Here is an 11,953-nt window from a genome sequence, read left to right as displayed (position 1 = left end):
GTCACAATCATGGAAAACCCGTTGTTAAAGGCCAACGCCACGCTCCCACAGTACAATCGCGACACTCTGAAGGCACGGATTGTCCATCTCGGTTTTGGGGCATTTCATCGTGCACACCAGGCGGTTTATACCGATATTTTGGCTGCTGAGCATGCCAGCGACTGGGGGTACTGCGAAGTTAACCTGATTGGTGGCGAGCAGCAGATTGCCGATCTCACTGCCCAGGATAATCTTTACATCGTGGCGGAAATGTCTGCTGATGCCTGGACCGCACGCGTGGTGGGTGTCGTGAAAAAGGCGCTTCACGCTCAGGTTGACGGCCTTGAAACCGTGTTAAACGCGATGTGTGAGCCACAGGTTGCCATTGTTTCCCTCACCATTACTGAAAAAGGCTACTGCCATGCGCCTGCGACCGGGCAATTGATGTTCGATCACCCGTTAATCGCCGCCGATTTGCAAAACCCGCATCAACCAAAATCAGCGCCGGGCGTGGTGGTTGAGGCGCTGGCGCGACGCAAAGCGCTGGGGTTACCGGCTTTCAGCGTGATGTCCTGCGATAACATGCCGGAAAACGGCCATGTGATGCGCAATGTCACCTGCGCGTATGCACGCGCGGTGGGCGCCGAGCTGGCGGACTGGATCGAAGCTAACGTCACGTTCCCTTCGACGATGGTCGACCGCATCGTTCCCGCAGTCACGGCCGAAACGCTCGATAAAATTGAACGCATCACGGGCGTGCGTGACCCTGCCGGTGTGGCGTGCGAGCCGTTCCGCCAGTGGGTAGTTGAAGACAATTTCGTTGCCGGCCGTCCGCAGTGGGAAAAGGCCGGTGCTGAACTGGTATCCGACGTGGTGCCGTTCGAAGAGATGAAATTGCGCATGCTGAATGGCAGCCACTCGTTCCTGGCATATCTCGGTTATCTGGCGGGATACCAGCACATTAATGACTGTATGGAAGACGAAAATTATCGTCACGCCGCACACGCGCTGATGCTAAAAGAGCAAGCCCCAACGCTGAAAGTGAAAGGTGTCGATTTAGGGCGTTATGCCGGGTTGCTGATTGCGCGCTACAGCAACCCGGCGCTGCGCCATCGTACCTGGCAAATCGCGATGGATGGCAGCCAAAAACTCCCACAGCGTATGCTGGATTCTGTGCGCTGGCATCTTGTGAATCAGCGTAGCTTCCCGCTGTTGGCGCTGGGGATTGCGGGCTGGATGCGTTATGTCGGCGGTATTGATGAGCGCGGAAATGCAATTGAAGTCTGCGATCCATTACTGACCGTGATTCAGGCCGCGGTAAACGGGAGTGTCGAAGGGGAGAGCCGCGTACGGGCTTTGCTCGGCATTGAGGCGATTTTCGGCAAAGAGTTGCCGCTGGAAGAAACGTTTGTGGACGCGGTGATGAAATCGTATCTGACGTTAGTAGAAAAGGGCGCTCAAGCGACTGTCGCGCAGTACGCCGCAGCAATGTAGGGCTCCATTATGCCGCCGTTCGCGGCGGCATATCGTTGCAAAGATCAGTGCATCCCCAGGCGAATCAATTCGACCGGTTCAAACTTCCCTTCACATCCTTCTACTTCCACCGTTTTGCCGCGGCGTACTTGCGCTGGGGTAAGGCCATCCGTGTGGATAGCGGTAATTCTCCCCGTGCGGCCCGTGCCATTAATCATCACGCGACTGCCAGTCGTAATAGCATTACGGTTACGGTCATAGGTCATCATAATTATCACTCCTCAAATTCAACACATCGCGACGCTGTCATTTCTGCACCGCTGACGGCGAATATAAATACGCCTGTTCAGATCTTATTTTTTTGTTTTTGATCAAAATCACATTTATTTTCGTTAATTTTTATCTTACATCCTTCTGACGAATAACGACGTGAACTGACAAACCCGACATTTGTTTTCTTTTAGCGATAGTTTCAGCGACGGACTGTTTAACCTTTGTTTGGCTTCTGCATGGCACTCTATTTTTAGTGAACAGAATCTATTTATATGAGAAGGAGAAGGCTTATGTACAAGAAAATACTGATGCCTGTTGATGTATTTGAAATGGACTTAAGTGATAAAGCGGTACGCCACGCCGAGTTCCTGGCAAGAACCGATAACGCAAGCATCACGCTGCTGAACATCCTGCCGAACAGCAGCCGCTCTTTATTGCGAGGATTCAACTCTGACATCAAAAAATTCGAGACATTTATGGTGTCGGAATCAGAGAAAAAGATGAACGCATTGAAACGTTTATTTGCTATCGCGCCTGAGAATATTAAAACTGAAGTGCGGTTTGGCAACGTGCGCGATGAAATTATCGCGATGAGTACAAAAGAGGATTACGACGTTATTGTGATTGGGTCAAAAACGCCGGGAATGTCGTCACATCTGCTAGGCTCAAATGCGGAATCCGTGATCCGTTATGCCAAAATTCCAGTATTAGTCGTGCGTTAAATATTATGCCGCGTCCGCCACGCTCCGGCGAATGCGGCATAAATTAATCTTCGGTAAACCAGTCGCTATTTTCCATGCGAATTAACTGCACGGACTCTCCAATTTCCTGCAAATGCAGGGTCATTGCTTTTTCAACGCTTTCGCCATCGCGCTTTTCCAGTGCGGTGAAAATATCGTGATGCTGACGTAACAGCATTTCAGGCGGTGAGACGTGATCCAGACTCATGTAACGCACCCGGTCAATGGTCGCTTTGATATTTTCGATGGTGTCCCATGCCAGCTGGCAATCGGCAATCTGCGCTAACTTCTGATGGAATTCATCGTCTAGCTGGAAGAAATCGTTGAGCTGTTTACGCTCAATGGCAATGCGCTGCTGATGGAGATTTTGTTCCAGCAAATAGCACTGATGATCGTCCACCAGCGAGGCCGCACGACGCACCACCGCGCACTCAATCGCTTGTCGAACGAAACAACCGTTACGCACCTGCGAGAGCGAAATCTTATTCACATAGCTGCCACGCTGCGGGCGGATTTGAATCAGACCGTTTTCCGCCAGTTTAATAAACGCTTCACGCACCGGCTGGCGAGACACGTCAAAACGCACCGACACCTCTTTTTCAGAGAGGGGCGTTCCTGGTGGGATCAGGCACTGCACGATATCGCGACGTAAAATGCGATAAATTTGCTGATTAACAGGTTGGGTGGGATTGAGTTGCGATTCAGCGGCCATAGCGTGTGATTTCTCAGAGAGTTAAGCCGTGAATACTACCATTCTTTTGACGGGCATCCCATACCCGACCCGAAGGCCGGGCAGGAATTTATCAGCCGCGATGCACGCTTAAACCGGCAAAGCTCTGACTGACCGGCATCATTTCGACGGTGTTGATATTGACGTGTTTTGGCAGCGTCGCCACCCACCAGACCGTTTCGGTGACATCTTCAGCGCTCAGCGCTTCGGTGTTCTCATAGGTTTTGCCTGCTTTCGCATCATCACCTTTGAATCGCACGTTAGAGAACTCGGTGCCGCCGACCAGGCCTGGCTCAATGTCCGTGACGCGGATAGCGGTGCCATGCAAATCGGTACGCAGATTCAGGCTGAACTGGCGAACGAACGCTTTCGTCGCGCCGTAGACGTTGCCGCCCGCGTAAGGCCAGCTACCCGCGGTGGAACCGATATTGATGATGTGACCACGGTTGCGCTCGACCATGCCTGGCAGAACGGCACGAGTCATATACACCAGCCCTTTATTGTTGGTGTCGATCATGTTTTCCCAGTCTTCAACGCTGGCTTTGTGCGCCGGTTCCATGCCCAGCGCCAGACCGGCGTTGTTGACCAGCACGTCGATAGCACGCCAGTCCGCAGGCAGATTTGCCATCATTTCTTCGATTGCGGCGCGATTACGCACGTCGAGCTGTGCCGTCAAAATACTGTCGCCCAACTCGTCTTTCAGCTCCTGTAAACGCTCCTGACGACGGCCGGTTGCAATCACTTTGTGTCCGTTGGCGACGAAGCGACGCGTGATGCTTTCACCAAAACCCGCCGTTGCCCCGGTAACTAAAATAATCATCTCACTGTTCCTCAACGCTTTTTGTGTTGTATTACCATAGCACGCCCGTTGGCACGGCGTTAAGGCAACTTTTGTTACCCGACGTGTGCCAGGGATTGCAGCCCGCAGCGGCCTGTCTTACTCTGGGAAAATGATACTGCGCAGGAGTTAAACATGTCCGTTGCCAATCCGTTTTTTGAAGTCAGCTTGTTACCTTACCAGGCGCCTCGTTTTGATATTATGGAGGACAGCCATTATCGCCCGGCGTTTGATGAGGCGACGCGCCAGAAGCGGGCGGAAATCGCCGCCATTATTGCAGACACGGCTGCGCCCGATTTCGCCAATACCGTACTGGCTCTGGAGAAAAGTGGCGTCATGCTTTCCCGCGTCAGCAGCGTATTTTTCGCCATGACGTCATCCCATACCAACGATTATCTTCAGGAACTCGATGAGGCGTTCTCTACCGAACTTGCGGGGTTATCCAATGATATTTGGCTGAATGACGCGCTGTTTTCTCGCGTCGAGGCCGTCTGGCAAGAGCGGGAATCGCTGGATGGCGAGTCGCGTCGCTTGGTCGAACAGACGTATCAGCATTTTGTCCTGGCGGGCGCAACACTCAGTGATGCGCAAAAATTGGAGCTAAAAGCGCTCAATACCGAGTCAGCGTCGTTGACCAGCCAGTTTAATCAACGTCTATTGGCAGCGGATAAAGCCGGTGGTCTGGTGGTGGATGATGTTCATCAGCTCGATGGATTATCGCCCGATGAAATCGCGTCTGCCGCGCAGGCCGCCACTGACAAAGGGCTAGCCGATCGCTGGCTGATTCCCCTGCTGAACACCACTCAACAGCCCGTGCTGGCAGCGTTGCGCGATCGACAAACGCGCGAAAATCTGTTTAAGGCCGGTTGGTTACGCACCCAAAAAGGTGATGAAAACGATACGCAGCACATCGTTCGTCGGCTGGTGGCGTTACGCGCGCGGCAGGCGCAACTGCTTGGCTTTGACAATTACGCCAGCTGGAGCACCGCCGATCAGATGGCGAAAACCCCGGAGGCAGCGCTGGCATTTATGCGCGGAATCGTTCCGGCAGCACGCGCTCGCGCCGAGCGGGAACAGGCGGATATCCAGACGGTAATCGACGACGAGCAGGGCGGATTCAGCGTGCAGGCCTGGGACTGGGCCTTTTACGCCGAGCGGGTGCGTCTGGGGAAATTCGCACTGGATGAATCGCAAATCAAACCGTACTTAGCACTTAACAGAGCGCTGGAGGATGGTGCGTTCTGGGTGGCCAGCCAGCTTTTTGGCATCCGTTTTGTCGAGCGATTTGATATTCCCGTCTACCACCCGGATGTGCGCGTGTGGGAAATATTCGATCATAACGGCGAAGGCATGGCGCTGTTTTACGGCGATTTCTTCGCGCGGGATTCCAAAGGTGGCGGGGCGTGGATGGGTAATTTCGTTGAGCAATCGCACGAGTTTGCCGCACGCCCGGTGATTTACAACGTCTGTAATTATCAAAAACCGGCCAACGGGCAGACGGCGCTGCTCTCCTGGGACGACGTCATCACGCTGTTCCATGAATTTGGCCATACCCTGCACGGCCTGTTTGCCAATCAACGTTTTGCTACCTTATCCGGGACCAATACGCCGCGCGATTTCGTCGAATTCCCGTCGCAAATCAATGAGCATTGGGCCAGCCATCCGCAGGTTTTTGCCCGTTTTGCCCGGCACTATCAGACAGGCGAACCGATGCCAGATGCCCTGCGCGAGAAAATGCTCAATGCCACGCAGTTTAACAAAGGTTACGACATGACCGAACTGCTTAGCGCGGCGCTGCTGGATATGAACTGGCATGCGATTGATGCGCAGGAAAACGTGGAAGAACTCGACACCTTCGAATCTGCCGCGCTGAAAAAAGAGGGGCTGGATCTGCCTGCCGTACCACCGCGCTATCGCAGCAGTTATTTTGCCCATATTTTCGGCGGTGGATACGCGGCGGGGTATTACGCCTATTTATGGACGCAAATGCTGGCCGACGACGGCTATCAGTGGTTTGAAGAGCACGGCGGATTGACGCGCGAGAACGGACAGAAATTCCGTGAAGGCATTTTATCGCGCGGGAACAGCACGGATTTAGCTGAACTTTATCGTGATTGGCGTGGACACGATCCAAAGCTTGAACCGATGCTGGTGAATCGTGGCTTGAACGGATAAGCTTTATTTATGCTGGAAAAAGAACCGGGTGCGATACCCGGTTTTTTATATTCGATTTCCTTTCACAAAATGGCTCCGCGTCCGCAATTCCACGGTTAACCATCCCAAATATTGTCACGTTTTGGATCCTATATTTCCTTACATCGATGCATGTAAAAAAACTTTTATCCAATAGGCCCCGCAGGGGGAGGTCTCGTTAACGGGTAATCGTTTCTCTTTGCTTGAGAACTGGCATGATATATAGCGTAAATGCGCATCTTCATAGTTAATTTATCAAGGGGGTGTTTTTAAGATGAGACAACGCACGTATATTAGAAATGTATGATAAGAAAGGAAAATATGAGTATGTTTAGATGCCTCGCTTTTGCAACATTCCTGCTGACCCCGGCAATTTGTTTTGGGGCAGCGCATGAAGAAATATTGCGTTTAAATGCAGAACAAAAGGCGGGTAGTCAGCTTGTTTGTCATGTTCCACTGAATATTATCGTCGACCAAAAGCCCGTCACACTGGATTTTAAAAACAGTATGACGGTGATTTCAAATCGGGGTAGCACCAGGACATATCAGGTTATCGCAACGTTTGTACCTAATGGCACAACCCTACCTGTTATCACACAACACTACCGCCTCAACGTCATTACAGACGAAACAGGCCAAACACATAAAATCGATCCGAACAGCGTCAGCATAACAAGTCCATACTCTGCGGAGATGGCCAAAAACAATGAATCCCAACTGCGTAATGCACCTGAAAGTTATCAATCCGATAGCATGGTGACAGTGACCGATTTCCCGGACTTCGAGATTCAGGGATATGAAAATGGCCCTGTTACTCGATGTACTATTGTCTCTGACAAAGGTAATGGGTAGTGCGCGTCGTAGGTACAGGATGCTTACTGTTCGTCGAGGGGATGTTGTTCCCTAAAATAGCACAGCATAAAAAAGCCGGATTTTAACCCGGCTTTTTAAGATGTTTACGCCAGCTCGTTCGGGCTGGTTTCGCCTTTTTCCAGCTGCTGCAAGTTGCCCAGCGTCGTTTCCGAAATACTGATCAGCGCTTCGGCGGTTAAAAACGCCTGGTGCCCGGTAAACAACACGTTATGGCAGGCGGATAAGCGGCGGAACACGTCGTCCTGAATCACGTCGTTAGACTTGTCTTCAAAGAACAGGTCGCGTTCGTTCTCATAAACGTCCATCCCCAGCGCGCCGATTTTTTGCGTTTTCAGCGCTTCGATGGCGGCCTGAGAATCAATCAGAGCACCACGGCTGGTGTTAATGATCATCACACCGTCTTTCATCTGTTCGAACGCACTTTCATTCAGCAGATGATAGTTTTCCGGCGTCAGCGGGCAGTGCAGAGAAATGACGTCCGACTCGGAGAACAGCGTTTGCAGATCGACATACTCAACACCCAGTTCTAGCGCAGCGGCGCTTGGGTACGGATCAAACGCCAGCAGGCGCATGCCGAAACCTTTCAGAATGCGCAGGGCGGCGATCCCGATTTTGCCCGTACCAATCACCCCGGCGGTTTTGCCGTACATAGTGAAGCCGGTCAGGCCTTCGAGAGAGAAGTTCGCATCGCGGGTACGCTGATAAGCGCGGTGAATACGACGGTTAAGCGACATCATCATGCCGATGGCATGTTCCGCAACCGCTTCAGGCGAATACGCCGGAACGCGAACCACTTTCAGACCCAGCTCTTTGGCGGCGTCCAGATCGACATTATTGAAGCCGGCACAGCGCAGAGCGATGTATTTCACGCCATGCTTTTTCAACTCTTCCAGAACTGGACGGCTACCGTCGTCGTTCACAAAAATACAGACGGCTTCGCAGCCATGCGCAGTTTTGGCGGTTTTTTCGTTCAGCAGAAAGTCGAAAAATTCAAGTTCGAATCCGTAATACTCGTTAACATGCTGCAGATACTTTTTATCGTACTGTTTCGTGCTATATACCGCGAGTTTCATAAGACTTTCTCCAGTGATTTTACATTCACGTTAGCATGATTAAAATATTCTTACAATTTCTAAAATATTATTGATTTCAATAAGTTCGATGAATAATTTTACAGCATCTATCCTTAAAAAAGGCGTTGGCTACACTTGATTGGCTAAACATGACACAATACGGGGCAATGCAGGCTTATTTATTTCGCAAAATCAGGATATTAACTGCCCATGAAGGGTAAATACAAAGCCGCAATCGCGCTCCTGTTACTGATCATACTTTTGCCGCTGACGCTGCTGATGACGCTCGCCCAGTGGGTACCGACGCTTGCCGGGATTTGGCTGCCCGTCGGGACGCGCATTGCGTTCGAGCAAAGCCCACGCCTCAGCCGTAACCACATTGTGATTCCCGATCTCCGCTATCTGGTCGAAGATTGCGAAATCGCCCGCGTCGAGAACGCCACGCTTTCGCACCCCAGTCGCTGGAAACTTGAGGTCGGCGCGCTGGATCTCAATACCGCCTGCCTCAATAAATTGCCGCAAGCCGAGCAATCCCAGGCCGCGCCCAAAACGCTCGCCGAATGGCAATCTATGCTGCCGTACACCTGGCTCACCATCGATCGTTTGACGTTGTCGCCATGGCAACAGTGGCAGGGAAAGCTCAACGTATCATTGACGCCATCAATGCAGGAAATCGCTTATCAGGGTGAACAGGTCAAAGTACGCGGCACATTACGTGGACAAAGCCTGACCATCAGTGAGTTCGAGCTTCACCTTCCTCAGGCGGAACAGCCTATCAAGCTGGCCGGTGAATTTACTCTGCCATTAATTCTGGATGGCGCTCCCGTGCAAGGCCACGCGCAGGCGACGTTTAACGTGCCACAAATTCCGTCGCTGGTGGATGCCGATCTCGACTGGGAAGACAACCGTGGGCAGCTGGTGGTCATGGCGCGGGGTAATCCCGATCCGCTGCTTGATTTGCCCTGGCAGCTTACCGCAGAACAGTTAACGGTCAGTGACGGACGCTGGCACTGGGATCTCTCCGGTTTGCCGCTGAGTGGGCGCGTTGGCGTCAAAGTGGAGAACTGGCAGCAGGGCCTCGAATCCGCAACGATCAGCGGTCGTCTGAACATCCTGACGCAGGGCGATGCCGGTAAAGGGAACGCGGTGCTGACCCTCGGGCCGGGCAAACTCAGCATGGACAACAGCGCCATGCCGCTCCAGCTGACGGGCGAAGCCAAACAAAACGATCTGATTCTGTATGCCATTCTTCCGGCCCAATTTACGGGCAGCCTGGCTGATCCGCAGCTGACGTTTGAACCGGGCGCACTGCTGCGTTCGCGCGGTCGAATTATTGATTCTCTGAATATAGACGAAATTCGCTGGCCGTTGGCGGGGGTTAAGCTCTCGCAAAACGGCGTCGACGGGCGTTTGCAGGCGATCCTCAAGGCGCATGAAAACGAGATGGGTGATTTTGTGCTGCATCTCGACGGACAGGCAAACGACTTTTTGGCGGACAAAGGTCTGTGGCGTTGGCGCTACTGGGGTGACGGACATTTCACGCCGATGAATGCGCGCTGGGATGTGGCCGGGAAAGGCGAATGGCGCGACAGTGCTATCGAGTTGACCGCGTTGTCGACTGGATTCGATAAGCTGGAATACGGCACCATGCTGGTGAGCAAACCCCGACTGGTGCTGGAGCACCCGGTACGCTGGCAGCGTGATGAAACCACTCCGCACTTTAGCGGGGCGCTATCGCTAGATGCGCAGCAGACGACGTTTTCTGGCGGGAGCGTACTCCCGCCCTCGACGCTTAAATTCAGCGTCGACGGGCGTGATCCCACGTTTTTCCAGTTTAAAGGCGATCTGCATGCGGGCAAGATTGGCCCGGTTCAGGTAAACGGTCGTTGGGACGGAGAACGCCTGCGCGGCCAGGCGTGGTGGCCAAAACAATCACTCAACGTATTCCAGCCGTTGGTTCCGCCCGACTGGAAAATGAACTTGCGCGAGGGTGAGCTTTATGCGCAAGTGGCATTTTCGGCGGCTGCAGGTCAGGGCTTTGAAGCGGGCGGGCACGGCGTGCTGAAAAGCGGCAGCGTCTGGATGCCGGATAACCAAATCAACGGCGCGGATTTTGTCCTGCCGTTCCGCTTTAGCGAGGGTACATGGTCGCTCGGAACGCGCGGTCCGGTGACGTTGCGTATCGCAGAAGTCGTTAACCAGGTCACCGCGCGGAATATCACGGCCGATTTGCAAGGCGATTACCCGTGGAATGAAGACAATCCGCTCCTGCTCACCAACGTCAGCACCGACGTCCTGGGTGGGAAAATCACGATGCAACAGTTGCGGATGCCCCAACACGATCCGGCGCTGCTTCGGGTGCAGAATATTTCTGCCAGCGAATTGATAAGCGCAGTCAATCCGAAGCAATTTACGATGTCCGGCCCGGTCAGCGGGGCGCTGCCGTTCTGGCTGGAAAACGAAAAATGGATAATCAAAGACGGCTGGTTAACCAACCCCGGCCCGATGACGTTACGCATTGATAAAGACACGGCAGATGCCATCGTCAAAGACAATATGGTGGCGGGCGTGGCGATTAACTGGCTTCGTTATATGGAAATTTCTCGCTCGTGGACGAAAATCAATGTAGATAATTTAGGTGTCCTGACCATGCAGGCGGCTATAAAAGGCACCAGCCGCGTCGAAGGTAAAAGCAATGCGGTGAACCTCAATTACACCCATGAAGAGAACATTTTCACCCTGTGGCGCAGCCTGCGCTATGGCGATAATTTACAGGCATGGCTTGAGCAACATGCGGCGTTACCTGAAGCCCGCTGTCCGACAGGCAAGGAATGTGAGGAACAACGATGAAAAAGCTGGCAGGCGCGCTGGGCGTAGTGATTGTCTCAATGCTGACAGGCTGTACGCCACGTATCGAAGTGGCCGCCCCCAAAGAGCCGATCACCATCAATATGAACGTCAAAATCGAACACGAAATCCATATTAAAGTGGATAAAGACGTCGAAACGTTGCTGAAATCGCGCAGCGATCTGTTCTGAGGATGCCATGAAAAAACGACTCGCAATCGGCCTTCTGGTGCTGGCTATCAGCGCTCAGGCGCAGGCGATAACGCTAAATGAAGCGCGTGCGCAGGGGCGCGTTGGGGAAACGCTGAGTGGTTACCTCGCGCCGGTCCGTCAGGATCCAGAAACCTTGGCGCTGGTGAGCGACATCAACGCCGCGCGCAGTGAGAGCTACCAAAAACTGGCTGACAGCAATAATCTGCCGGTGGATGAAGTGGCAAAAATGGCGGGGGAAAAGCTAGTTTCACGGGCGCAGCCGGGCGAATACGTCAAAGGCATTAACGGGAAATGGTTGAAAAAGTAAGCCCTGATTGTGCCTGAAACCTTCGCAAGGTTTGACGCCAAAGTACGGCCTGCACGCCTCTGATAAAAAGTGATAATCGTAATGGCCGCTGATAAAGAGTGACCATCGTAAAGGCCGCTGATAAAGGGCTTGCGTCGGCAAATACTTCACTTAAACCGCCGGCAAACCCTTCACTAAAACCTCTGCATCCGTTTTCATTTTTCGCGCGTAGCGGGTCAGGGACATTACTGCTCGGCGCTCGGCGCTCGGCGGTGCTGCCGTTGTGTGTTTTCTCCCTCTCCCCGTGGGTGTACGGTCCGGAGACATGGCAGACAGGTGTTCGGAGACATGGTGAACACTTTTTAACATCCTTTACCCAGGGTGATCGACTTTTTCTTCAGGTCGACCACCCCCACTTTCGTGCTGTACCACCACA

The 11,953-nt window shown here is 52.9% G+C and carries 11 protein-coding genes; 7 read left to right on the top strand and 4 right to left on the bottom strand.

The window, feature by feature from the left end; genetic code table 11:
• The first annotated feature begins 9 nt into the window (after positions 1-9).
• A complete protein-coding gene (locus AC07RN_RS00055) occupies positions 10-1,473 on the top strand; it encodes a mannitol dehydrogenase family protein (RefSeq protein WP_478335255.1) in 1,464 nt (487 codons plus the stop codon).
• A 44-nt stretch (positions 1,474-1,517) separates the two neighbouring features.
• Here the strand turns inward: AC07RN_RS00055 and ydfZ are convergent, their stop codons facing one another.
• The gene (ydfZ, locus tag AC07RN_RS00050) at positions 1,518-1,721 is read right to left on the bottom strand and encodes a putative selenium delivery protein YdfZ (RefSeq protein ID WP_012017327.1); all 204 of its coding nucleotides are present in this window, start codon (positions 1,719-1,721) and stop codon (positions 1,518-1,520) included.
• A 294-nt stretch (positions 1,722-2,015) separates the two neighbouring features.
• Between ydfZ and AC07RN_RS00045 the strand changes: the two genes are divergently transcribed.
• Complete coding sequence (locus AC07RN_RS00045) at positions 2,016-2,447, top strand: universal stress protein (RefSeq protein WP_478335254.1); 432 nt, start codon at positions 2,016-2,018, stop codon at positions 2,445-2,447.
• A gap of 43 nt (positions 2,448-2,490) precedes the next feature.
• Here the strand turns inward: AC07RN_RS00045 and AC07RN_RS00040 are convergent, their stop codons facing one another.
• Positions 2,491-3,177, bottom strand: a complete 687-nt coding sequence (locus AC07RN_RS00040; RefSeq protein ID WP_478335253.1) for a GntR family transcriptional regulator — start codon at positions 3,175-3,177, stop codon at positions 2,491-2,493.
• Positions 3,178-3,268: 91 nt separating this feature from the next.
• Positions 3,269-4,015 (bottom strand): bifunctional NADP-dependent 3-hydroxy acid dehydrogenase/3-hydroxypropionate dehydrogenase YdfG, encoded by a 747-nt coding sequence (gene ydfG, locus AC07RN_RS00035; protein ID WP_407434708.1) that lies wholly within the window; start codon positions 4,013-4,015, stop codon positions 3,269-3,271.
• A 153-nt stretch (positions 4,016-4,168) separates the two neighbouring features.
• On the opposite strand from ydfG, the gene dcp reads away from it, so the two are divergent.
• Together dcp and AC07RN_RS00025 are read left to right on the top strand one after the other, a co-directional pair.
• Positions 4,169-6,208 (top strand): peptidyl-dipeptidase Dcp, encoded by a 2,040-nt coding sequence (gene dcp, locus AC07RN_RS00030; protein ID WP_478335252.1) that lies wholly within the window; start codon positions 4,169-4,171, stop codon positions 6,206-6,208.
• A gap of 339 nt (positions 6,209-6,547) precedes the next feature.
• The gene (locus AC07RN_RS00025; protein WP_478335251.1) at positions 6,548-7,078 is read left to right on the top strand and encodes a hypothetical protein; all 531 of its coding nucleotides are present in this window, start codon (positions 6,548-6,550) and stop codon (positions 7,076-7,078) included.
• Positions 7,079-7,182: 104 nt separating this feature from the next.
• On the opposite strand, the gene AC07RN_RS00020 is transcribed toward AC07RN_RS00025, so the two are convergent.
• On the bottom strand, positions 7,183-8,172 hold the full coding sequence (locus AC07RN_RS00020; RefSeq protein WP_478335250.1) for a 2-hydroxyacid dehydrogenase: 990 nt from the start codon (positions 8,170-8,172) through the stop codon (positions 7,183-7,185).
• 210 nt (positions 8,173-8,382) lie between these two features.
• Between AC07RN_RS00020 and AC07RN_RS00015 the strand changes: the two genes are divergently transcribed.
• Genes AC07RN_RS00015 through AC07RN_RS00005 form a run of 3 tightly spaced genes read left to right on the top strand, consistent with a single transcriptional unit; the run spans position 8,383 to position 11,538 of the window.
• Positions 8,383-11,022: a YdbH family protein gene (locus AC07RN_RS00015; RefSeq protein WP_478335249.1), complete on the top strand. Its 2,640-nt coding sequence runs from the start codon at positions 8,383-8,385 to the stop codon at positions 11,020-11,022.
• A complete protein-coding gene (locus tag AC07RN_RS00010) occupies positions 11,019-11,210 on the top strand; it encodes a YnbE family lipoprotein (RefSeq protein ID WP_012017335.1) in 192 nt (63 codons plus the stop codon). Before AC07RN_RS00015 ends, AC07RN_RS00010 begins: the two co-directional genes overlap by 4 nt.
• Positions 11,211-11,217: 7 nt before the next feature.
• Complete coding sequence (locus tag AC07RN_RS00005) at positions 11,218-11,538, top strand: YdbL family probable chaperone protein (RefSeq protein ID WP_478335248.1); 321 nt, start codon at positions 11,218-11,220, stop codon at positions 11,536-11,538.
• The last annotated feature ends 415 nt before the right edge of the window (positions 11,539-11,953 follow it).

Source organism: Lelliottia sp. GFLA7 (assembly GCF_056490165.1).
Note: the sequence above shows the minus strand (reverse complement) of the source record. Positions and strands in the feature narration are given on the sequence as shown.

What these genes read in the sequence shown, in the direction of transcription:
- AC07RN_RS00055 (WP_478335255.1), top strand. Translation starts at nt 10, where the DNA reads ATGGAAAACCCGTTGTTAAAGGCCAACGCCACGCTCCCACAGTACAAT.
- ydfZ (WP_012017327.1), bottom strand. Translation starts at nt 1,721, where the DNA reads ATGATGACCTATGACCGTAACCGTAATGCTATTACGACTGGCAGTCGC.
- AC07RN_RS00045 (WP_478335254.1), top strand. Translation starts at nt 2,016, where the DNA reads ATGTACAAGAAAATACTGATGCCTGTTGATGTATTTGAAATGGACTTA.
- AC07RN_RS00040 (WP_478335253.1), bottom strand. Translation starts at nt 3,177, where the DNA reads ATGGCCGCTGAATCGCAACTCAATCCCACCCAACCTGTTAATCAGCAA.
- ydfG (WP_407434708.1), bottom strand. Translation starts at nt 4,015, where the DNA reads ATGATTATTTTAGTTACCGGGGCAACGGCGGGTTTTGGTGAAAGCATC.
- dcp (WP_478335252.1), top strand. Translation starts at nt 4,169, where the DNA reads ATGTCCGTTGCCAATCCGTTTTTTGAAGTCAGCTTGTTACCTTACCAG.
- AC07RN_RS00025 (WP_478335251.1), top strand. Translation starts at nt 6,548, where the DNA reads ATGAGTATGTTTAGATGCCTCGCTTTTGCAACATTCCTGCTGACCCCG.
- AC07RN_RS00020 (WP_478335250.1), bottom strand. Translation starts at nt 8,172, where the DNA reads ATGAAACTCGCGGTATATAGCACGAAACAGTACGATAAAAAGTATCTG.
- AC07RN_RS00015 (WP_478335249.1), top strand. Translation starts at nt 8,383, where the DNA reads ATGAAGGGTAAATACAAAGCCGCAATCGCGCTCCTGTTACTGATCATA.
- AC07RN_RS00010 (WP_012017335.1), top strand. Translation starts at nt 11,019, where the DNA reads ATGAAAAAGCTGGCAGGCGCGCTGGGCGTAGTGATTGTCTCAATGCTG.
- AC07RN_RS00005 (WP_478335248.1), top strand. Translation starts at nt 11,218, where the DNA reads ATGAAAAAACGACTCGCAATCGGCCTTCTGGTGCTGGCTATCAGCGCT.